General features: G+C 73.5%; 20 protein-coding genes. 12 read left to right on the forward strand and 8 right to left on the reverse strand.

Annotated elements, in window-relative coordinates:
• Positions 1–14: 14 nt before the first annotated feature.
• On the forward strand, positions 15–1,625 hold the full coding sequence (locus ACFOYX_RS19170; protein ID WP_322439073.1) for a serine/threonine-protein kinase: 1,611 nt from the start codon (positions 15–17) through the stop codon (positions 1,623–1,625).
• A 68-nt stretch (positions 1,626–1,693) separates the two neighbouring features.
• Here ACFOYX_RS19170 and ACFOYX_RS19175 read toward each other — a convergent pair whose 3' ends face one another.
• The gene (locus ACFOYX_RS19175) at positions 1,694–2,359 is read right to left on the reverse strand and encodes a TrkA family potassium uptake protein (RefSeq protein WP_322439072.1); all 666 of its coding nucleotides are present in this window, start codon (positions 2,357–2,359) and stop codon (positions 1,694–1,696) included.
• Positions 2,349–3,683, reverse strand: a complete 1,335-nt coding sequence (locus ACFOYX_RS19180) for a potassium transporter TrkG (protein WP_322439071.1) — start codon at positions 3,681–3,683, stop codon at positions 2,349–2,351. The genes ACFOYX_RS19175 and ACFOYX_RS19180 overlap by 11 nt, the downstream gene beginning before the upstream one ends.
• 176 nt (positions 3,684–3,859) lie before the next feature.
• On the opposite strand from ACFOYX_RS19180, the gene ACFOYX_RS19185 reads away from it, so the two are divergent.
• The 6 genes from ACFOYX_RS19185 (at position 3,860) to ACFOYX_RS19210 (ending at position 9,082) form a co-directional block, all read left to right on the forward strand.
• The gene (locus ACFOYX_RS19185) at positions 3,860–3,997 is read left to right on the forward strand and encodes a hypothetical protein (RefSeq protein ID WP_322439070.1); all 138 of its coding nucleotides are present in this window, start codon (positions 3,860–3,862) and stop codon (positions 3,995–3,997) included.
• Positions 3,998–4,396: 399 nt separating this feature from the next.
• Positions 4,397–5,602, forward strand: coding sequence for a substrate-binding domain-containing protein (locus tag ACFOYX_RS19190; RefSeq protein ID WP_322439069.1), 1,206 nt, complete (start codon positions 4,397–4,399; stop codon positions 5,600–5,602).
• Positions 5,603–5,605: 3 nt separating this feature from the next.
• Positions 5,606–6,349 (forward strand): ABC transporter ATP-binding protein, encoded by a 744-nt coding sequence (locus ACFOYX_RS19195; protein WP_238453999.1) that lies wholly within the window; start codon positions 5,606–5,608, stop codon positions 6,347–6,349.
• Positions 6,346–7,077, forward strand: coding sequence for an ABC transporter ATP-binding protein (locus tag ACFOYX_RS19200; RefSeq protein WP_238454000.1), 732 nt, complete (start codon positions 6,346–6,348; stop codon positions 7,075–7,077). The genes ACFOYX_RS19195 and ACFOYX_RS19200 overlap by 4 nt, the downstream gene beginning before the upstream one ends.
• Entirely contained in the window at positions 7,074–7,964 is an 891-nt protein-coding gene (locus ACFOYX_RS19205) for a branched-chain amino acid ABC transporter permease (RefSeq protein ID WP_322439068.1), read from the forward strand. Before ACFOYX_RS19200 ends, ACFOYX_RS19205 begins: the two co-directional genes overlap by 4 nt.
• Entirely contained in the window at positions 7,961–9,082 is a 1,122-nt protein-coding gene (locus ACFOYX_RS19210) for a branched-chain amino acid ABC transporter permease (RefSeq protein ID WP_238454002.1), read from the forward strand. The genes ACFOYX_RS19205 and ACFOYX_RS19210 overlap by 4 nt, the downstream gene beginning before the upstream one ends.
• Positions 9,083–9,385: 303 nt before the next feature.
• Here the strand turns inward: ACFOYX_RS19210 and ACFOYX_RS19215 are convergent, their stop codons facing one another.
• Positions 9,386–10,183, reverse strand: a complete 798-nt coding sequence (locus ACFOYX_RS19215; RefSeq protein WP_322439067.1) for a hypothetical protein — start codon at positions 10,181–10,183, stop codon at positions 9,386–9,388.
• Between the two features lie 143 nt (positions 10,184–10,326).
• Here ACFOYX_RS19215 and ACFOYX_RS19220 point away from each other — a divergent pair, with 143 nt between their 5' ends.
• The 4 genes from ACFOYX_RS19220 to ACFOYX_RS19235 all read left to right on the forward strand — a co-directional run bounded on the left by ACFOYX_RS19220 (position 10,327) and on the right by ACFOYX_RS19235 (position 15,728).
• Complete coding sequence (locus tag ACFOYX_RS19220) at positions 10,327–12,210, forward strand: AfsR/SARP family transcriptional regulator (RefSeq protein ID WP_238454004.1); 1,884 nt, start codon at positions 10,327–10,329, stop codon at positions 12,208–12,210.
• Between the two features lie 9 nt (positions 12,211–12,219).
• A complete protein-coding gene (locus ACFOYX_RS19225) occupies positions 12,220–14,343 on the forward strand; it encodes a DEAD/DEAH box helicase (protein ID WP_322439066.1) in 2,124 nt (707 codons plus the stop codon).
• Between the two features lie 148 nt (positions 14,344–14,491).
• On the forward strand, positions 14,492–14,722 hold the full coding sequence (locus ACFOYX_RS19230; RefSeq protein ID WP_322439065.1) for a heavy metal-associated domain-containing protein: 231 nt from the start codon (positions 14,492–14,494) through the stop codon (positions 14,720–14,722).
• Positions 14,723–14,804: 82 nt separating this feature from the next.
• Positions 14,805–15,728, forward strand: coding sequence for a hypothetical protein (locus ACFOYX_RS19235; protein ID WP_322439064.1), 924 nt, complete (start codon positions 14,805–14,807; stop codon positions 15,726–15,728).
• 49 nt (positions 15,729–15,777) lie between these two features.
• Here the strand turns inward: ACFOYX_RS19235 and ACFOYX_RS19240 are convergent, their stop codons facing one another.
• The 3 genes from ACFOYX_RS19240 to ACFOYX_RS19250 form a co-directional block, all read right to left on the reverse strand.
• Positions 15,778–16,194, reverse strand: a complete 417-nt coding sequence (locus ACFOYX_RS19240) for a helix-turn-helix domain-containing protein (RefSeq protein WP_109804612.1) — start codon at positions 16,192–16,194, stop codon at positions 15,778–15,780.
• A 150-nt stretch (positions 16,195–16,344) separates the two neighbouring features.
• Positions 16,345–17,511, reverse strand: a complete 1,167-nt coding sequence (locus tag ACFOYX_RS19245) for an SAM-dependent methyltransferase (RefSeq protein ID WP_322439063.1) — start codon at positions 17,509–17,511, stop codon at positions 16,345–16,347.
• 311 nt (positions 17,512–17,822) lie between these two features.
• Positions 17,823–19,493: a DEAD/DEAH box helicase gene (locus ACFOYX_RS19250; RefSeq protein ID WP_322439062.1), complete on the reverse strand. Its 1,671-nt coding sequence runs from the start codon at positions 19,491–19,493 to the stop codon at positions 17,823–17,825.
• A gap of 303 nt (positions 19,494–19,796) precedes the next feature.
• Between ACFOYX_RS19250 and ACFOYX_RS19255 the strand changes: the two genes are divergently transcribed.
• Positions 19,797–20,450, forward strand: coding sequence for a ferritin-like fold-containing protein (locus tag ACFOYX_RS19255; RefSeq protein ID WP_322439061.1), 654 nt, complete (start codon positions 19,797–19,799; stop codon positions 20,448–20,450).
• A gap of 63 nt (positions 20,451–20,513) precedes the next feature.
• Here ACFOYX_RS19255 and ACFOYX_RS19260 read toward each other — a convergent pair whose 3' ends face one another.
• The gene (locus ACFOYX_RS19260; protein WP_109804608.1) at positions 20,514–20,741 is read right to left on the reverse strand and encodes a DUF3107 domain-containing protein; all 228 of its coding nucleotides are present in this window, start codon (positions 20,739–20,741) and stop codon (positions 20,514–20,516) included.
• 71 nt (positions 20,742–20,812) lie between these two features.
• Positions 20,813–21,451 (reverse strand): TetR/AcrR family transcriptional regulator, encoded by a 639-nt coding sequence (locus ACFOYX_RS19265; RefSeq protein WP_043965396.1) that lies wholly within the window; start codon positions 21,449–21,451, stop codon positions 20,813–20,815.
• Positions 21,452–21,544: the final 93 nt, after the last annotated feature.

Below are 21,544 nucleotides of genomic sequence, written 5' to 3' on the forward strand. Positions count from 1 at the left end.
CAACAGGACTGACCATGGGCGGAGCGGTCAGGAGCGGCGAACAACTGCTGGGTGAGCGGTACCGGCTGATCGAGCAGCTAGGCGCGGGCGGCATGTCGGTGGTGTGGCGCGGATACGACGAGGTGCTCGGCCGCCAGGTCGCGGTCAAGGTGCTCGCGTCCCGGCTGGCCAGCGACAAGGCGTTTCGGCACCGGATCCGGGTCGAGGCGCAGGCCGCCGCGCGGCTCTGCCACCCCAACATCACCAACGTGTACGACTACGGCGAGTCCGAGCAGGTCGGGCTGACCGTGCCGTACGTCGTGATGGAACTGGTCGACGGCGGGCCGCTGAGCAGCCGGCTCGGCCGCGGCGGGCAGCTGCCCTGGCGTGAGGCCGTGACCATCGGCGCGGAGGTCGCTTCGGCGCTGGCCACCGCGCACGCCCGGGGCGTGGTGCACCGGGACGTCACCCCCGGCAACGTCATGCTCACCCCCACCGGGGTGAAGGTCGTCGACTTCGGCATCTCGGCGCTGGTCGGGGAGAGCGAGCAGGGCCCCGACGGCGCCCTGCTCGGCACTCCCGCCTACCTCGCCCCGGAGCGGCTCGACAACGGCCAGGTCTCCCCGGCCACCGACGTCTACGGGGTGGGCCTGCTGCTGTACCGGATGCTCACCGGCCGGCTGCCCTGGCAGGCCAGCACCACCACCCAGATGCTCCGCGCGCACATGTACCACGACCCGGACCCGATGCCGCCGGTGGTCGGCCTGCCCGCCGAGGTCGAGGAGCTGGTCCGGCGCTGCCTGGCCAAGCGTCCCGCGGACCGGCCACCGACCGCCGAGGTGGCCCGGACGCTCGCCGACGTGGCCGGCATCGCGGCGATCGTGCCGGTGTCTCCGGCGCTCGGCCAGTTCGACCCGACGCTGCTGGAGAACGCCGGAACCACCATCCTGCCCTGGTCCTCGGCGACCGACGCGCTGCCCTTCTCGATCGGGCGGACCCGCACCCGCCGGGCGGCGGCGCGGCGGCGCAAGGTCGAGGCCGGGGTGGCCGCGGCGGGCCTGGTCGCGGTCACCGCGGCCATGTGGGGGCTGACCGCGCGGAGCCCGGCCAGCGGCGGGGCGGAGCCCACCGAGGCCCGGATGGGGCTGCCCCAGCCGGTGCCGTGCGAGGTCGACTACGTGCTGCGCCGGGACTCCGGCCGGGACTTCTCCGCCGAGCTGACCCTGACCAACACCGGCGACCGGGAGCTGCGGGACTGGAACATGAGCTTCACCTTCCCCGGCCGGCAGACGGTGACCGCCGCCCAGCCGGCGATGCGGCAGCAGGGGCAAACGGTGCTGCTGCAGCCGCCCGCGGCGGACGCCGCGCTGGCGCCGGGGGCGTCGAAGAAGGTCGCGCTGAGCGGCAAGTACACCGGGAGCAATCCGCTGCCGGTGCAGTTCAAGGTCGGCGAGACCGCCTGTGGCGTGCAGGTCTCCGGGGTGGCCGGGTCGACACCCACGACCGCGCCGCCGACGACCAGGGCGCCCGCGAAGCCCACCACCGCGAAGAGCAGCGGGTCGGGCAGTTCCGGCGGCGGGGGTGAGCGGGCGAAGTCGGTCAAGCCCGGCAAGGGCAAGGACGGTGGTAAGGGAAAAGGAAAGTGACCGAGGGGGCAGGGGGTGGTCACGGCAGCAAGAGCAAGAGCAAGGGGAAGTGACGGTCCGGACGGCGCTCAGGCCAGCGCGGCGAACCGCTGCACCTGCACGGTGCCGCCTTCCACGATGAGCACGCTCTCCTTCTGCAGGACAATGTCCGGCTCGGCATGGCGGAAGCGTTCGCCGGGCAGTTTGGCGCCGATCACCTGCACGCCGTACCGGTCGGCGGCCAGCTCGCGCAGCGGCCGGCCGACCATCCCCTCCGGCACGCGCACCTTGGCGATGGCGAAGTCGTCGCCGAACTCGATGAAGTCGAGCATCTTGCTGACGATCAGGTGCGCCACCCGTTCACCGGTCTCCGCCTCCGGGAAGATCACGTGGTGGGCGCCCACCGCCCCGAGGATCTTCGCGTGCTTCTCCGAGTTGGCCCGGGCCCAGATCTGCGGGACGCCCAGCTCGGTCAGGGCCAGCACGGTGAGCACGCTGGCCTCCACCGACGCGCCGAGGGCGACCACCGCCCGGCGGAAGTCCGCCACCCCGAGCTGCCGCAACACGTCCTCTTCGGTGGCGTCCGCCTGCACCACCCGGTCCAGCCGGTCCGACCAGTGCTGCACTCGCTCCTGATTGCGGTCGACGGCGAGCACCTCGTGGTCGAGTTTGGTGAGTGCGTCGGCCAGGTGCGAGCCGAACCGGCCGAGGCCGATCACCACGATGCCGCCGTCGTCCGTCTTCCTAGCCGACAATGGGTTGCTCCTCCGGGTAGCGGTACAGGCGTCGCCGGGCGTTCAACGCGATCGCGGACCCGAGGGTGAGCGGGCCGACCCGGCCGATGAACATGAGCGCGGTGAGGATGTACTGGCCCGGGCGCGGCAGCCGCGGGGCGAGCCCGACGGAGAGGCCGGTGGTGCTGAAGGCCGAGGTCACCTCGAAGAGTGCCTGGTAATAGGGAACGCCCACGGTGGTCAGCACCAGGACCACCGTGCCGACGACGACGAGGGCGACGCTGAGCAGGGCGACCGTGAGCGCCTGCCGTTGGCTGGCGCGGGCGACCTGCCGACGACCGACCGTCACCTCCGGCTCGCCACGCAGCTCCGCCCAGATGACGAAGGCGAGCAGGAAGAAGGTGGAGACCTTGATGCCGCCGGCGGTGCTGGCGCTGCCGCCGCCGATGAACATCAGGATGATGAGCAGGGGGTTGCTCGCCTCGGCGAGCTGGTCCACGTTGATCACGTCGAAGCCGCCGGTCCGGCTCAAGGCGATCTGGGTGAACGCGGCCAGCACCTTTCCCGGCATGGTGTACGTGCCGATGGTGGCCGGGTTGGTCCACTCGGCGAGCAGCAGGTAGCCGAAGCCGAAAGCGATCAGCGCCAGGCTGCCCCAGATGGTGAGCTTGGTGGCGACCGCCCACCGGCTCGGCCGACGCCATTCGCGCACGGCCTCGAAGAGGGCCGGGAAGCCGAGGCCGCCGATGATCGCGCCGAGGGCCAGCGGCAGCGCCACCCACGGGTCCTGCGAGAAGGCGAGCAGCCCTTCCGAGTAGAGCGTGAACCCGCCGTTGTTGAACGCCTGGATCGAGTGGAAGACGGCGGACCAGAGCGCCCGCCAGGGCGGGTAGTCGTAGGCCAGCCAGAGCCGGCCGGTGATGACCGCGGTCATCACCGCCTCGGTGATGAAGACGGTCGCGGCGATCCGCGTGAGCAGCCGGCGTACGTCGCCGATGCCGAATTCGGCGGTCTCTGCCTGGACGAGGAGCCGGTTGCGCAGGCCCAGCTGCCGGGACACCACCAGGATGACCAGCGCGGCGATCGTCAGGATGCCGAGCCCGCCGAGCTGGGTGAGGACGGTGATCATCGCCAGCCCGAAGCCGTTCCAGTAGTTCGGGGTGTCGTTGACCGCCATGCCGGTGACCGAGACGGACGAGGTGGCGGTGAAGAGCGCGGTGACGAACGGGGTGTAGTGCTGCTCGCTGGTGGCCCAGGGCAGCATCAGCGAGCCGGTGCCGAGCAGGATCACCGCCAGGAACCCGAACGGCACCAGTCGCACGGGGTGACGGAGCAGCCGACGCACCAGGCAATCTTCCGCCCGGAGTTTCACCGGGAGGTCAGGAACCGACCAACTGGTGGTCAATCGGGACCGGTCTGCTGGGCGCATCCCTCGACGACAGGGGACGGCGTTGCGACGTACCCTTTCCGCCCTCGGCGTGGCCGGCGCGCTGCTCGCGGCGGCCGTGGTGGTGCCGGCCGGTGGACTTCCGGATCGGCGCCGACCCGAACGCCCGCGGCGACATCACGTCCGAGTACGAGCTCTTCTTCGACCTCGGCCTGGACGGCGCCTTCGCCGACCAGCCGGACACCGCCGTGGCGGCCCGCGCCGGCCGCTGAGGCCGTCTCATCCGCGAAGTGGCGCTGGCACCCGGGAGGCGGGTGGGGTGTTGCGGCGCTACGAAGCTGATGACGTGAATGACTCAGCCAAGGTCCCCGCCGGGCGGATGATCCGTCTGGGTCATCAGGTTCGTAGCGTGTCCGGCACCCTCACCGGCCGAGGCCCTCGGCGACGTAGGGCCCCGTGTGGCGGTGGCGGGGCGCGACACACCGGCGTCGCGGGTGGTGGCGGTCGTGGCCATCAACCACGGGTGTCATCACCAGCCGCTACAGCAGCTTGTTACAGTCGGCCACCCCATCACGATTACTTGTGTGTTTCGGCCACATAGCCCGTGCGTGACGTCACTTCTAGCGTGAGCCGACAACTGAGTTAGCTTCCTGTCCTCACCTGGAGTCGCGATGACGTTCCGGCACACGCGGCGGGTGTTCCTCTCCGCCGCCACGATGATGGCGGCGGCGATTGCCGCCACGGCCTGTGGCAGCCCGCAGGACACCGCCTCCGGCGGCGGCGACGGCGCCGCGCCGGTCAAGGTTGGTCTGGTGTATTCCCAGTCGGGGCCGCTGGCCAGCTACGGAAAGCAGTACATCGAGGGGTTCAAGGCCGGCCTCGACTACGCCACCAAGGGCACCGGCAAGGTCGGTGACCGGAAGATCGAGCTCACCGAGGCGGACGACGCCGGTGACCCGGCGAAGGCGGTCTCCGCGGCCAAGGACCTGATCGGCAAGGGCTCGAAGATCATCGCCGGTTCCACCGCGTCCGGCGTCGCCCTCCAGGTCGCCCCGATCGCCGCCCAGAACAAGGTCCTCTTCATCTCCGGCCCGGCCGCCACCGACGCGGTGACCGGCGCGAACAAGTACACCTTCCGGTCCGGCCGGCAGTCGTACCAGGACGTGGTGACCGCCAAGTCGTTCATCGGCGACGCGACCGGCAAGAAGGTCGTCGTCTTCGCCCAGGACGGCGCGTTCGGCGACGCCAACGAGGCCGCGGTCAAGAAGGTCATCGGCGGGGCCGGCGCCACCGTCAGCAGCGTTCGCGCCCCCGCCAGCGCCACCGACTTCACCCCGTTCGCCAGCCAGATCAAGGCCGCCAAGCCGGACCTGCTCTTCGTCGCCTGGGCCGGCACCACCGCCCCGGCGATGTGGCAGACCCTCGACCAGCAGGGCGTCCTCGCCTCCACCACGGTCGTCACCGGCCTGGACATCCGCGCCTCCTGGCCCACCTTCGGCGCCGCCGGCAGCAAGATCTCCTTCCTGTCGCACTACTTCGACGGGGCCAGCGACACCGAGGCCGCCAAGGCCGCCAAGGCGAAGATCCCCGGCGGGACGCTCGACCTGTTCCACCCGGACGGCTTCGCCGCCGCCCAGATGGTCGTCCGCGCCGTCTCCGAGGGCGGCGACGACGTCGACAAGATGGTCAAGGCCCTGGAAGGCTGGCAGTTCGACAGCATCAAGGGCCCGATGACCATCCGCGCCGAGGACCACGCGCTGCTCCAGCCGATGTACCAGGCCAAGCTCAGTGGCAGCGGCACCACCTTCACCGCGGCCGCCCAGAAGAGCCTGACCGGTGACGAGACGGCGCCGCCGGTCACCCAGATGAAGGGCTGAACTGTGCTCGCCACCCGCGGTCTGACCTGGCGGATCGGTGAGGTCGCCATCGTCGACTCCGTCTACCTCGACCTCGCGCCCGGGGAGTTCCTCGGCGTGATCGGGCCCAACGGCGCCGGCAAGACCTCACTGTTCAACCTGATCACCGGCCTGCGCCGGCCCACCGAGGGGCGGATCCTGCTGGACTCCGAGGACGTCACCGCCCTCCCGCCGCACCGGCGGGCCCGGCTCGGCCTGGGGCGTACCTTCCAGGCGTCCTCGGTGTTCGGCTCGCTCACCGTGCGGGAGAACGTCCGGCTGGCCGTACAGGCGCACCGGGGTGGCTCGATGAAGCTGTGGCGGCGCGCGGCGGCCGACCGGGAGGTCGCCGCCGCCGCCGACGCGGCGCTCGACCGGGTCGGCCTGCACCACCGGGGTGCGGCGCTCGCCGGCACCCTGGCCCACGGCGAGAAGCGCAAGCTGGAGATCGCCCTGCTGCTCGCCGGGGAGCCCCGGGTGATGCTGCTGGACGAGCCGATGGCGGGGGTCAGCGCCGAGGACGTGCCCGAGCTGGTCGAGGTGATCAAGTCGCTGACCGGGGACAGCGGCCGGTCGGTGCTGATGGTGGAGCACCACATGGACGTGATCCTGGAGCTGGCCGACCGGATCGCCGTGATGCACCACGGCGCCCTGCTGGCCTGCGACACCCCGGAGACCGTGATGGCCAACGCCACGGTCCAGGAGGCATACCTGGGGGAGTCGCTATGAGTGTGGAACCGGTCCTCGCGGTCGAGGACCTGTCGGTGCGGATCGCCGGGCTGCACATCCTCCAGGGGGTGTCCTTCACCGTCGCGCCCACCGGGGTGACCGTGCTGCTCGGCCGCAACGGCGTCGGCAAGACCACCACGCTGCGCGCGATCGTCGGCCTCACCCCCCGCAGCGGCGAGGTCCGCGGCACCATCCGGATGGGCGTGCAGAGCCTGCTCGCCCGCCCCACCCACCGGCTGGTCCGCGGCGGGCTCGGCTACGTGCCGGAGGACCGCTGCGTCTTCGCCGGCCTCACCGTCGCGGAGAACCTGCGGCTCGCCGAACGGCGCGGCAGCACCCCGGCGTACGACAAGGTCTTCGCGCTCTTCCCCGAGCTGGACCGGCGCGGACGGCAACGGGCCGGCTCCCTCTCCGGCGGGCAGCAGCAGATGCTCGCCATCGGTCGCGTCCTGCTCAACGACAACCGGCTGCTGCTGGTGGACGAGCCGACCAAGGGGTTGGCGCCGAAGGTGGTGACCGAGGTGGCCGAGGTGCTGGAACGGGTGGCGGAGTCGGTGCCGGTGCTGCTGGTCGAGCAGAACCTGGCCGTGGTCCGCCGGCTGGCGAAGGACGCGGTGGTGCTCTCCGCCGGCAAGGTGGCCTGGACCGGGAACGCGCAGGAGCTGCTCCTGGAGACGGCGCTGACCAAGTCGCTGCTGGGTGTCGGCTCGGGCGAGGTGCACGCATGAGCACCCTCGTCCTGCTGACGCTGACCGGGCTCGGTTTGGCGGCGCTGTACTTCCTGGTCGCGTCCGGACTCTCCCTGGTCTTCGGCCTGGCCGACGTGCTCAACTTCGCGCACGGCCTCTTCCTCGGCGTCGGGGCGTACGCGACCTGGTGGGCCGCGGACAACCTGCCCGGCGCGGGCTCCGACGGGTTCGGCTTCGTGGTCGCGGTGGCCTTCGGCGTGCTCGCCGGGACGCTGGTCGCCGTGCTGGTCGAGCTGGTGCTGATCCGGCCGCTCTACTCCCGCACCATCGAGCAGGTGCTGGTCACCGTCGGCCTGTCGCTGGCCGGCGTGGCGCTGCTCCAGGCCACCTGGGGCGCCGACGCGCGGCCGTTCCCCCGGCCGTCGTGGACCCGGGAGGTGACCGGGGTGCTCGGCGCGAACGTGCCGAACGCCGGGCTGCTGCTGATCGTCGCCGCCGCGGTGGTGCTCGGCGGGCTGCTCGCCTTCCTCCACTGGACCCGGTACGGCCTGGTGATCCGGGCCGGCGTGGAGAACCGGGAGATGGTGACCGCGCTCGGCATCGACGTCCGCAAGGCGTTCACCCTGGTCTTCGCGATCGGCGGCGCGGCCGCCGCGCTGGCCGGCGCGCTCGGCGGGGTCTACTTCGGCACCGTGTCGCCCGGGCAGGGCGGTTCGCTGCTGATCTTCGCGTTCATCGTGGTGGTGATCGGCGGGATGGGCTCGGTGGTCGGGTCCGCGTACGCGGCGGTCGCGGTGGGGCTGCTGCAACAGTTCGTCAACTACTACGGCACGTCCGGCCTGGGCGACATCTGCGTGGTCGGGCTGCTCGCCGTGGTGCTGCTGCTGCGTCCGCAGGGCCTGGCCGGAAAGGTGGCAACGGCATGACCAACTCGGTGGTCGAGGCGCCCCCGGCGCAGGTGCCCGACGAGCTGACCCCCGGGCGTTCCCGTTGGCACGGGCTGCGGCCGTTCCTGCCGCTGGTGGCGCTGGTGGTGGCGGCGATCGTGCCGTACTCGACGGTGAACCTGCCGGGCTTCTTCGAGGGCCCGCTGAACTCGCCGGGCACCCTGCAACTGCTCGCCATCTGCCTGGTCTTCGGCGGCCTGGCCGCCGGCTACGACCTGCTCTTCGGCCGCACCGGGATGCTCTCCTTCGGACACGCCCTCTACTTCGCCGCCGGCGTGTACGGCACCGACGTCCTGGTCACCCGGGCCGGACTGCCGCTGTGGCAGGCCGCGCTGCTCGCGGTGACCGGCGGGACGATCCTCGCCGCGCTGCTCGGCGCGGTGGCGCTGCGTACCGTCGGGATCGCGTTCGCCATGGTGACGCTGGCCTTCGCCCAGGTCGGGGCGATCGTGGTGGCCCGGGACTTCAAGCTGGGCTCCGGCGAGGGGCTCACCGGCGGCGAGGAGGGGCTGCCGCTGGACGTCTCCGGGCTGCCGGCGGCCCTGGTCGGCGTGACGAACACCGTCAACCTGTACTGGCTGGCGCTGGCGTACCTGACGCTGGTGGTCTTCGTGGTGCACCGGGTGAGCGGCTCACCGACCGGGCGGGTGCTGGCCGGGCTGCGCGACGACGAGCGGCGGATCGGGGTGCTCGGGCTCGACCCGTACCGGTTCAAGCTGGTCGCGTTCACCCTGGCCGGTGGGCTGGCGACGGCCGGCGGGGTGGTCTACTGCCTGATCGTCGGCGGCGCCTCCCCGCACGTCACCTCCTCCGAGCTGACGCTGTCGCTGCTGGTCATGGTGGTGCTCGGTGGTCCCGGCACCCGCTGGGGCCCGGTCCTCGGCGGCATCCTCTACATGTACCTCGACCACCGCCTCACCGCCTTCGGCAGCAGCGACGCCGTCGACAACCTCCCGGCTTTCCTCAGCCACCCGCTGTCCCAGCCCCTGTTCGTCCTGGGCACCGTCTTCGTCCTCGCGGTCTACTTCTTCCCCGGCGGCCTGACCAGCCTCAGGTCCCGCCTGACCCCCCTCCTCACCGCCCTCCGCCGCCGCTGACCGTCCTCCGCCGCGCCGGGATTCTGAGCGCAGGGGAGGCGGCAGTGGGAGAGCGGTTGGCGGTGGTGAACAACGCGGGCGGGTACCTCGGCGGGGACACCGGCACGCCGCCGGGGTGGCGGCCACCCTGGTCGGCCGCGCCGGCCGGCCGGACGACACGCGGCGGCGGTCCGCTACCTGGTCAGCCCGGCCCGTCCAGTCCGCCCGGCCCGTCCAGTCCGCCCGGCCCGTCCGGTCCCGCCGGCCCATCGACGACGAAGGGGCGGCGACCCCCCGTGTGGCCGCCGCCCCCTGCGTCGTGGGTCAGCTGTTCAACATCTCGTACGCCATCGCCGGCGCCTTCGTCGCCTCGCCGCCGGTCGGCACGGTGATCTTCGGCGTGCTGCCGTAGTCGGCGTACGTGACCACGTAGTCGTACGCCTTCCGCTCGCCGGCGGCCGGGATCTTCAGCGTCAGCGAGGTCAGGTGCTTGTCCGGCCCGACCACCGCGGTGAACGGCACCCGCTTGGCGGCCTCGCCGAGCGCCGCCGCCTCGCTGTCGTCCAGCGCCTTCGCCGCGTTGCCGCTGCTCACGTCGATGACCCCGGCGTACCGCCCGGGGCCCTGCTCCTCGACGGAGGTGGCCGCCTCGATGAGCGGACCCGCGTTGCCCTGGTCCGCGCCGTCGTACGCCGGGACGCTCCCGCCGTCGGTCAGCTTCGCGCGGTCCAGCTTCATCCACTTGTTCGGGAACTTCGGCAGCCCCGGGTGGCCGCTGAACTTCGCCTTCATCCAGATCTCCTCGCCGATCAGCAGGAACGACATCTTGGTGGTGATGCCGTCCTTGTCCGGGGCCATCGCGGTGTTGATCTCGAAGGCCTTCGCGTCCGGGTCGATCCGGCCGGTGATGGTGCTGGACGAGTCCTTGCCGCTGAACCGGAACGCACCCTCCGTACCGTCCGGGACGGCGTCGAGGAGCGCCTCCTTCGGGCTGGTGGCCGGCGCGGCGGCCGGCTCGCTCTTCGGCCCGCAACCCCCGAGCAGGGTGGTCGCGGCCAGCATGGCGGCGACCGTGCCGACCGCCCGTCGGATGGTGCCGGCGCTGCCCGTTGCCTGTGTCATCGCACTTCTCTTTCTCGCTGCGTGGCTTCTGCCGGTGACGATGCTGCGGGCCGACACGGCGGTTCGGCTGCCGATATGCTGCCGTCCGGCTGCCGGGCACTGCCGTTCGGCGGCCATGGGGGTGTCAGGAGCGGAAAACTCGCATGTCAGGAACGCTGCGTTTCGAGCTGCTCGGGCCTCAGCGGGCCTGGTACGCCGACCGGGAACTGGACCTCGGCCCCGGCAAGCAGCGCGCCGTGCTGGCCGTGCTGCTGCTCTCCGCCGGCCGCCCGGTCCCCACCGGGCAGATCGTCGAGGCGGTCTGGCCCGACGAGCCGCCCGCCAACGGCACGAACGTGGTGCAGAAGTACGTCGCCGGGCTGCGCCGGGTGCTCGAACCCGACCGCTCCCCACGTACGCCCGGACAGGTGCTGAGCCTGACCGACGCCGGCTACCTGCTCCGGGTCGCCCCAGAGTCGGTGGACGCGGTCGGCTTCGAGCGCGGCGTCCACCGGGCCCGGCAGGGGCACGCAGCCGGGCGTACGGCGGATGCGCTGGCCCAGGTGACGGCGGCCCTGGAGCTGTGGCAGGGCGAGCCGTTCACCGGGTTCGCCGGCCTGGTCTTCGAGGCCGCGCGGCACCGGCTGGTGGAACTGCGGGCCGTCGCGCTGGAGACCCGGGCCGAGTTGGCGCTGGACCTCGGCCGGCACCGGGAGCTGGTCGGTGAGCTGGTGGAACTGGTCGCCGAGTTCCCGGTCCGGGAGCGGCTGCGGCACCAGTTGATGCTGGCGTTGTACCGCAGCGGCCGGCAGGCGGAGGCGCTCGCCGCGTACCGGGAGTTCGGCGACCTGCTGCGCGACGACTACGGCATCGAGCCGGGCGAAGCACTCCGCGAGCTGCACCGGCGCATCCTGCGCTCCGACCCGGCGCTGACCCCGAACTCGTCCAGGTCCGGCCCGCCCACTCCCCGGACCGACCCGGCCACGGCCACCGAAGGCCCGCTCCCCGCGGAACAACCGGCGCCCTCGCCGGAGCGTACGACCGGCGGATCGGAGCACCCGACGGTCGCGCCGGGACCGCGGGCCGCGCAGCCCCCAGGCCGTTCGCTGCCCGCGCCGCCCGAGCCGGTCGCCGCCGCCCGGGTTGCTTCCGTCGGCGGTCCCGGAGTGGCGGTCGGCCCTGTCTCCCCCGCGGCGGCCCGACCGTGGGAAGCGCCGCCTCCCGCCACACCGGCGTCACCCTGGCCCCCGGCCCAGGGCGGCTGGCCGGCCGCCACGAGGCAGCCTGGCCCCCTCGTCGGGCTGCACCAGCCGACCGGCGAATGGACGGAACAACGGTCGCCCGGTTGGGTCCGGGTCGTCGCCACCGTCACCGGCACCGCCGTCGCGCTGCTGTCGTTCGGCATGCTGACCTGGGCGGTGGTCCTCGGGTACGCGTTGTGGCGGCGTAGTCGGCGGCTCGCGCTTGCCGGAGTCGGCTACTTCCTGCTCGTCGTGAGCATGTTCGCGATCGCGCTCCAAGAGGTGCCGGACAACGAGGAACTTCCCGACTCCGAGTTCCTTTACCTCATCGGCGCGATGGCGTTCTGCTGGCTCGTGGGGGCCGGGCACGTGCTGCTCCTCAACCCGGCCCTGTGGTCGGGGGTGACCCGGCTGTTCTGGACGGACAGGCAGCGCGTCGCGGAGCAGCAGCGGGTACGCCGGGAGCAGGCCCGCTACCTGCTCCACCACTACCCGGCGGCCCGGCACGAGCTGTACATCGGCCGTCCCGACCTGCCCCGGACCTTCGACGACGGCGGTCTGGTCGATGTGAACACCGTCCCGGACCAGGTGCTGGTCGCACTGCCCGGGCTGACCGGCGAGCAGCGCCGCCAGATCGCCGTCGACCGCTGGCGGCGCGGCCCGTACGGGTCGCTGGAGGAACTGACCGGGCGGTGCCAGCTACCGCCCGCAGCGACCGAACCGCTCCGGGACCTGCTGCTCTTCCTGCCACCCGCACCGCCGCCACCCGGCCCGCATGATCCCGGGTACCGGCCGGGCGCCTGGTAGAAATGCCGGATGAGCCAGGATCGGGCGGCGGTACGGGAGCGAGCCGAGGCGGTGCTGCGCCGGCTGGCCGGCGAGCACGCCCGGCTGCGGGAGGACCAGTGGCGGGCGATCGAGGCGCTGGTGGTGGACCGGCGTCGGGTGCTCTGCGTGCAGCGCACCGGGTGGGGCAAGTCGGCGGTGTACTTCGTCGCCACCGCCCTGCTGCGGGAGCGCCCCGACGCCGCCGGCCCGACCGTGATCGTCTCGCCGCTGCTGGCGCTGATGCGCAACCAGGTGGAGTCGGCGGCGCGCGCCGGCATCCGGGCCCGCACCATCAACTCGGCCAACCTCGACGAGTGGGACGAGATCACCGGCGAGATCCACGTCGGCGCGGTGGACGTGCTGCTGATCAGCCCGGAACGGCTCAACAACCCGGACTTCCGGGACACCGTGCTGCCGAAGCTTGCCGCCACCACCGGCCTGCTGGTGGTGGACGAGGCGCACTGCGTCTCGGACTGGGGGCACGACTTCCGCCCGGACTACCGCCGCCTGCGTACCTTCCTGGGCAACCTGCCCGAGCGGACGCCGGTGCTCGCCACCACCGCCACCGCCAACGAGCGGGTCACCGCCGACGTCGCCGAGCAACTGGGTGACGCTCTGGTGCTGCGCGGCACGCTGGACCGGGAGTCGTTGCGGCTGGGCGTACTCGACCTGCCGAGCCCGGCGCACCGGCTGGCCTGGCTCGCCGACCACCTGGACCGGCTCCCCGGCTCGGGGATCATCTACACGCTGACCGTGGCGGCGGCCGGGGAGACGGCCGAGTTCCTGCGGGCCCGGGGCTGGTCGGTGGCCTCCTACACCGGCCAGGCCGAGGACGCCGACCGCCGCGCCGCCGAGCAGGACCTGCTCGACAACAAGATCAAGGCGCTGGTCGCCACCTCCGCACTGGGCATGGGCTTCGACAAGCCGGACCTCGGCTTCGTGGTCCACCTCGGCGCGCCGCCCTCGCCGATCGCCTACTACCAGCAGGTCGGCCGCGCCGGCCGGGCCGTGGAGCACGCCGAGGTGCTGCTCCTGCCCGGCGTGGAGGACGCGGCCATCTGGCGCTACTTCGCCTCCCTGGCCTTCCCGCCGGAGGAGCAGGTCCGTGCCGTGCTCGCCGCGCTGCCCACGGACCGGCCGATGTCGACCCAGGCCCTCGAACCGGTCGTCGACCTGCGCCGGACCCGGCTGGAGCTGATGCTCAAGGTGCTCGACGTGGACGGCGCGGTCCGCCGGGTCCGCGGCGGCTGGCTCGCCACCGGCGAGCCCTGGGTCTACGACGAGGCCCGGTTGCGCCGCGTCGCCCAGGCGCGCACCGCCGAGCAGCAGGCCATGCGGGAGTACGCGACCACGCCCGGCTGCCGGATGCGCTACCTGCGGGAATGCCTGGACGACGCCGGGGCGGGCGACTGCGGCCGGTGCGACCGCTGCGCCGGTCCGCTCTTCACCGCCGAGGTCTCCGACGCGGCGCTCACCGCCGCGCAGACCTTCCTGGGCCGCCCCGGCGTGGAGATCGCGCCGAAGAAGCTCTGGCCGACCGGTCTGGAGGCGGTGGGCGTACCGCTGAAGGGCCGGATCCCACCGACGGAGCAGGCACTGCCCGGGCGGGCCGTGGGACGGCTGTCCGACCTGGGCTGGGGTGGGCGGCTGCGCGGCCTGGTCGGGCCGGAGGCGGCGGACGGACCGGTCCCGGACGACGTGGCCGCGGCCGTGGTCGAGGTGTTGAAGGCCTGGGCGCACGGCGACGACCCCTGGCCGCGCCGCCCGGTCGGCGTGGTCGCGGTGGGCTCCCGGACGCGCCCCGCGCTGGTCGGCTCGCTCGCCGAGCGGATCGCCACCGTGGGCCGGCTGCCGCTGCTCGGCCGGGTGGTCCCCGCCGGTCCGGGCGGGGCCGGCGGGCCGCGCGGCAACAGCGCCCAGCGGGTACGCGCGCTGCACGACGCCTTCACCGTTCCGGACGAGCTGGCCGCCGCCCTCGCCGGGCTGGACGGGCCGGTGCTGCTCGTCGACGACCTGATCGACTCGGGCTGGACGGCGACCATGGTGGCCCGGCTGCTGCGCCGGGCCGGCGCCCCCGACGTCCTGCCCCTCGCCCTCGCCGTGGCCGGCTGACCCGGCTCGCCGGCACCGGGTGGCGGCGGGGTTCCCGGGGCGGTCGTCCGCGGCGCAGGAAAAGTTCCCGGCCGTCCCCGAATGCGAGCGTCACCACCGTCACCGACCGTGCGCGGGCCGGCACCACGTCCAGCGGTACCGTGGGCCCATGACCGAGCAGCGACCCGTCACGCAGACGTACGCCATCACCGGGATGACCTGCGAGCACTGTGTGCGGGCGGTCACCGGGGAGCTGTCCGCCCTGCCCGGCGTCGAGGAGGTCCAAGTGGACCTGACCACCGGCACCGCCACCGTCGCCAGCGCCGCGCCGCTGCCGGTCGAGTCGGTGCGGGCCGCCGTCGACGAGGCGGGTTACGAGTTGGCCGGCGGCGTTGCCTGAGTCGCCGCCCGCCGGACCGGCCGCCGCAGACCCGCCCGCGTGGCCGGTCGAGCCCGCGCCGGCGGTCGGTTTCGGCGTCCCGGTGGGGGGGCCGCCCCTCCGGCCGGACCGGAGCACCCTGCGGCTGGCGCTGGTGGTCGGCGGGCTGGTGCTCGCCGTACTCCTCGGCTTCGGCCTCGGCCGGCTGAACCCGCCGCCCAGCACGGCGTCCGGCGCGGCCCCGACGGCCGGCGGGCACACCCACCCGCCCGGCACCGGCGCGCACTCGCACGGCGGGGCGGCCGTCGACCAGGGCACCGCCGCGGACGCCGCCGGCCTGTCGGTCAGCGCGGCCGGCTACACCCTCACCCCGTCGGCCGTGGAGTTCCCGGTCGGCCGGGCCGGTGAGCTGCGGTTCCAGATCCGCGACCAGCGGCGGCGCGCGGTCACCCGGTTCGCCGTCGTGCACGACAAGCCGATGCACCTGATCGTGGTCCGCCGCGACCTCACCGGCTACCAGCACCTGCACCCGACGATGGCCCCGGACGGCACCTGGTCGGTGCCGCTGACGCTGACCGAGCCGGGCGTCTGGCGGGCGTACGCGGACTTCACCGCGGTCGCCGACGACGGCGGGCAGACCGCCGTCACCCTCGGGACCGACCTGACGGCCCCCGGCGGGTACGCGCCCCGCCCGCTGCCGGCGCCGGCCACCACCGGCACGGTCGACGGGTTCACCGTCGCCTACGAGGGGACCCCGAAGGCGGGGGAGCCGACTCCGTTGCGGTTCCGGGTCAGCGCCGGTGCCGCCACAGCACCGCTGGAGCGCTACCTGGGCGCGTACGGCCACCTGGTCGCGCTCCGCGAGGGCGACCTGGGCTACCTGCACGTGCACCCGCAGAGCGGGCAGGACGGCGATGCGGTGACGTTCCAGCTGACCGTGCCCGGCCCCGGCCGCTACCGGATGTTCCTGGACTTCCAGGTGGCCGGCGTGGTGCACACCGCCGGCTTCACGGTGACGGTGCCCTGACCGCTCGCCCGACCGCTCGGGTGGCCCGGTGGACCGGCAGGCTGACCGCTCAGCCGGCCCGGCGGACCGGGCGGCGGGCCAGGTAGCGGAGCAGGTCGCGGATGTGGTGCTTCTCCTCGGCGGGAACGCTGGGGTCGGCCAGCCGCTCCAGGATCACCCGGACGTCCGCCTCCACCGGCGCGTCCTCGGCGCGGCGGCGCGGCGTGGGGCCGGCGTCGGGCAACCCGAGGGCCCGGAAGGCGGCCGCCACCGGCAGGTCGAGGGCACCGCAGAAGCCGCGCACCTTGGCCAGCTCGGGGTAGTCCTGCCAGTCACCGGCGAGCCAGCGGAACACGGTGGAGCGGCCCACGCCGGTGTGCGTGGCCAGGTCGGTCACCGTCCAGCCGCGCACTTCACGGGCGTCGTCGATGGCGCGACGCACGAAACGCGCGAAGGCCATCTGCGGCGATACCTCTGCGGAACCCATTCCTGCGGGGTCTTCCTTCCCGACCGGAGCACCGGACGGTGCGCCTAAGAGGGTAGTACGGCGCGACGCGGAGGCAACCGACCGACCAGTCTGATCGTCTCGTGGGCGGGACTCGCGGGGCGTCCGGAAGCGCAGCGGCGGGCGGGGCCGCTAGGCCGCCGGCCCGTCGGTCCCCGCGCCGGACAGCAGGGTCTCCAGCCGCGGCGTGACCTGCCACTGGTCGACCAGCTCCCGGTACTCCGCCCGCTGCGCGTCGGTCGGGGCCGTCCCGGTCCGGCGGGCCCGAATCAGCAGGTTCCGCGGGGTGTGCCGGGAGTCGACGAACTCGACCACCTCCGCCCGGTAGCCGTGCAGCCGGAGCAGCCCGGCCCGCAGCGCGTCGGTCAGCACGTCGGCGAACCGCTCCCGCAGGATGCCCTGCCGGGTGAGCAGGTCGTACGGCGCGGGCGCCGGCCGGGCGCGCAGCTGGGCGGCGATGTCGTGGTGGCAGCAGGGCGCGGCGAGCACCCAGCGGGCCCCCCACCGGACGGCGCGGGCCAGCGCCTCGTCCGTGGCGGTGTCGCAGGCGTGCAGCGCCAGCACCAGGTCCGGGGCCGGCTCGACCACCGCGTCGGCGATGGTGCCGGCGACGAAGTGAACCTGGTCCGCCCAGCCCAGCCGCTCGGCCAGCTCGGTGTTGCGCCGGCGCTGGTCCTCGCGCACGTCCACGCCGACCAGCTCCACGTCCAGCCCGCGGGCGGTGAGGTACCGGTGGGCGGCGAAGGTCAGGTACGCGTTGCCGCAGCCCAGGTCGACCACGCGGAGCGGGCCGGTCAGGTCGTCCGGCAGGGTCGCGGCCAGCGCCCGGAGGAACGCGTCCACCTGTCGGCGCTTCGCGGCCGAGCCGCCGATCTCGGCGAAGATCGGATCGCCCGGGTCGAGCAGGTAGTCCTTCTCCCGGTCGTGCCCGCCCGGCTCGGCCGCCGGCCGGCTCGCCGCCGCCCGGTGCACCTGCGCCTCGCCCGACTTGGTCACCCGCAGCTGCAGCGTCGCGTCGGCCGTCTCCACATGCCAGTTCCCGAACGGCTCGGCCAGCAGCGCGTCGACCGCCGCGCCGGCCTCCACGCCCGGCGCCACGTTTCTGGTGTACGGCCGGGCCCCGTCGGAGGTGGAGATCTGTAGCCGCGGGCCGGCCTTGAGGGTGACCGGCCGCAGCTCGGCGCGGACCACCGAGGGCCGGTGCCCCCGGCGTCGTCCGGCGGCGACCGCCCGGGTCAGGGCGGGGTCGAGCAGCAGCGCCCGGACCTCGGTCAGGGCGGCGTCCAGCGGTTCCGGCATCGCTCCATCATCCTTCCCGGCCGCCGGCTTCCCCGGCGGTCCGGTCGTGGGTGTCCTGTGGCACCCCTCCGCCCCGCTCGCGGTGGCAGGGAGTGCCGGTGCTGGGTGTCCTCTCGACATCCTTTGCTCTGCTTCAGCCGCCGCAACACCTGGCGGGCGATGGTGTTGCCTCCGCTGCAGCAGAGCAAAGGGCGCCAGGTGGGGTGTCCCGCGTCCGAGCGCCGGCAGCCCGGCCCGGCTGCGTGGCCCCCGGACAGGGGACGTCCCCCGTACCGGGGACCGGTGCGGGGGACGTCGGAGTGTCGCAAGGGTCAGTCGGCGGTGGCCTCGGCCGGCGTACCGGCGCCCGAACCACCCGCACCACGGCGGCGCCGGCGGCGACGCGGCTTCGACGCCGCCTCGCCCTCGGCGGAGGCCGCCGCGGCCGGCTCGCTGCCGTCCTCGGCGGAGATCACCGCGGTGGGCTCGCCGGCGACCGTCTCGCCCGCCCGGCGGCGACGCCGCCGGCGCGGGGTACGGGTGCCCTCCTCGGCGGAGGCGTCGGCGGGCGTCCCGCCCTCGGGCGTGGCCGCGGCGTCGCCGCCCCGGCCGCGCTCGCGGTCGCCGCGCTCGCTCCGGCCGCGGCTCTCGCCGCGGCGGGAGCCCCGGCTCTCACCGCGCCGGGGCCGGCCGCCGAGGTCCTCCTCGACCTCCGCCGACAGCCCGGCCCGAGTCCGCTCGGCGGTCGGCAGGGTGCCGGTGACGTCGCGGGAGATGTCCAGGTCGGTGTAGAGGTGCGGAGAGGTGTGGTACGTCTCCGGCGGCTCCGGCATCTCCAGCCCGAGCGTCTTGTCGATGATCCGCCAACGGGGCATGTCGTCCCAGTCGACGAAGGTCACCGCGACACCGGTCGCCCCGGCCCGGCCGGTACGACCGATCCGGTGGGTGTAGGTGTCCTGGTCCTCGGGGCAGTCGTAGTTGATGACGTGGGTCACGCCGGTGACGTCGAGCCCACGTGCCGCCACGTCGGTGGCAACCAGGATGTCGATCTTGCCGGCGCGGAACGCCCGCAGGGCCCGCTCGCGGGCGCCCTGGCCCAGGTCCCCGTGGACGGCGGCGACCGCGAAGCCGCGGAAGTCGAGGTCCTCGGCGACCCGGTCGGCGGCCCGCTTGGTCCGGGTGAAGATCATGGTCAGGCCGCGCCCCTCCGCCTGGAGGATGCGCGCGACGATCTCGACCTTGTTCATCGAGTGGGTGCGGTAGACCAGCTGCTGCGTCTGCGGCGACGGGCCGGTCTCGGCGGTGTGCCCGGCGTGGATGGTCACCGGCCGGCGCAGGAAGCGCCGGGACAGGGCGACGATCGGGTCCGGCATGGTGGCCGAGAACAGCATGGTCTGCCGGTCCTCCGGCAGCATCGCGAGGATCTTCTCGACGTCGTCGAGGAAGCCCAGGTCGAGCATCCGGTCGGCCTCGTCGAGGACCAGCGCGCGCACCCGGTCGAGCCGCAGGTGCTTCTGCTTCTGCAGGTCCATCAGCCGGCCGGGCGTACCGACCAGAATCTCGACGCCCTTACGCAGCGCCTCGATCTGCGGCTCGTACGCCACGCCGCCGTAGATCGGCAGCACCCGGATGCCCCGGGTCTTGCCCGCGGCGGCGAGGTCCTTGGCGACCTGGATGCCCAGCTCGCGGGTGGGGACGACGACCAGCGCCTGCGGCACGCCGTCGCCGCCCTCGGCGGGGGCGAAGACGCGCTCCAGCAGCGGTACGCCGAAGCCGAGGGTCTTGCCGGTGCCGGTCGGCGCCTGGCCGATCAGGTCGACGCCGCGCAGCGCGATCGGCAGCGCGTACTCCTGGATGGCGAACGCGCGGGTGATGCCGGCGGCGGCCAGGGCCTCGACGGTCTCCTGGCGGGCGCCGAGCTCGGCGAAAGTGGGAGCCTCCGGACGGACCGGAGCGGTGGGGGCCAGTTCCTGGCCCACGTTGTCCTGAATCAGCTCGCTCATATGGATTTGGGGGTGCCCTCTCGTGGTGCGCCCCGTCATGTCCTCAGGGCGCGATCGGTATATGGCGCGGGCCACACGGTCGGGCGGAATGCCGAGCCGGACCGGGCCGCACGCGCGCCGCGGGTCGGGTGCGATCAGTTCACTGATCGGATCGACGCCCACGGCAACTGTTCCATACTACCTGAACCCCCTGGTGGCTGTCCTGATTCCGGGTGACCGGGCGACGTCCGGGGGTAACGGGTGTGACCTGCGCCACAAGGGCGTGGGCGGCCGGGTCACCTGGCCGGACGGTAGCCTGCGCTGGTGTCCGCCCCGACCGCGCCCGACCCGGCCCTCGTCGACCTGCTCGGCCTGGTGGCGTACGGGGAGCTGCTGGCGTTCGACCGGCTGGCCGCCGACGCCCGGCTCGCCCCGGACCTGCGCCGCCGGGCCGCGCTGAGCGAGATGGCCGCGGCCGAGATCGGCAGCTACCGGCGGATCGCCGACCGGCTCGCGGCGCTCGGCGTGCCGCCCGACGACGCGATGGCCCCGTACGTCGGGGCGCTCCAGGCGTACCACGACTCGACCGAGCCGAAGAACTGGCTGGAGGCGGTGACCAAGGCGTACGTCGGCGACGCCATCACCGACGACTTCCTCCGGGAGATCGCCGACGGCCTGGCCGAACCGGACCGCCGGCTGGTCCTCGATGTCCTGCACGACTCCCGGTACGCCGAGTTCGCCGCCGCCGAGATGCGGGCGGCGATCGAGGCCGACCCGCGGGTGGCCAACCGGCTCTCGATGTGGGCGCGGCGGCTCGTCGGGGAGGCGCTCTCCCAGGCCGGGCGGGTCGCCGCCGCCGACCGGGGCGGGCTGACCTCGCTGATCACGCGGCGGGAGGGCGCGGACGTGCCGGCGCTGTTCCGGCGGCTGACCGCCGCGCACACCGCGCGGATGACCGCCGCCGGGCTGAACAACTGAGCCGCTCCGGGCGTGCCGCGCGGCAGGGACGCGGGTGCGTCGCCTGCCGCGGCAACCGGATCGTCAGCGGACGGTGAACCCGACCGCGCGGGGCGCGGCCTCCGCGATCTCGACGTACGCGACCTTGTTGACCGGCACGATCACCCGTCGGCCCTTCTCGTCGGTCAGGGAGAGGGTGCCCTCGCCCTTGGCGAAGGCGTCGGTCACGATCTGCTCGATCTCGGCCGGCGTCTGCGCGCTCTCCAGGACCAGCTCGCGCGGCGCGTACTGCACGCCGATCTTGACCTCCACGGTGCCTCCTCAACCTCAACTGGGGCGAAAAAGCCGCCGTGCGAAGGCTATCCGATCTGACGGCCCGATGTTCAGGCTGACTCACCTTGCAGCGGGAAGCTGGCGATGCCCCGCCAGGACAGCGCGGCGACCAGCGCCTCCGCCTCCGCCTTCGGCACCTGCCGCCCGCCGGCCAGCCAGAACTGCGCCGCCGTCTCCGCCGCCCCGACCAGGCCGGAGGCGAGCAGCTCGGCGTGCGCCCGGCTGACGCCGGTGTCCGAGATGATGGTGTCGGTTATCGCCGCGATGCAGCCCTGCTCGACCCGCTCCACCCGCTGCCGGACGGCCGGGTCGTTGCGCAGGTCCGACTCGAAGACCAGGCGGAACGCCTCGCTCTCGTGGTCGACGAAGTCGAAGTACGCGCGCACCGACGCGCTCACCCGCTCCTTGTTGTCGTTGGTGCCGCGCATCGCGTCGTGCACCTTCGCCACGATGGCGTCGCAGTGCGTGTCCAGCAGCGCCAGGTAGAGCTCCATCTTGCCCGGGAAGTGCTGGTAGAGCACCGGCTTGGAGACCCCCGCCCGCTCGGCGATGTCGTCCATCGCCGCGGCGTGGTAGCCCTGGGCGACGAACACCTCCTGGGCGGCCGCGAGCAGCTGCTTGCGCCGCGCCGAACGGGGCAGGCGGGTGGGCCGGCCTGCGGTCTGTGCACCGTTCCCCACAGCGGTCATGGGAGCCTCCGAGTTTCGTCGTACGAGCCGGCACTTATCACCCGAACCGGTCCGGGTCGTGAACCCGTCCCGGAATTGGCCCGCCGCTGTAAC

It is taken from the genome of Micromonospora sp. GCM10011541 (genome assembly GCF_042650725.1).
In the GTDB taxonomy this organism is placed as follows: domain Bacteria; phylum Actinomycetota; class Actinomycetes; order Mycobacteriales; family Micromonosporaceae; genus Micromonospora; species Micromonospora sicca.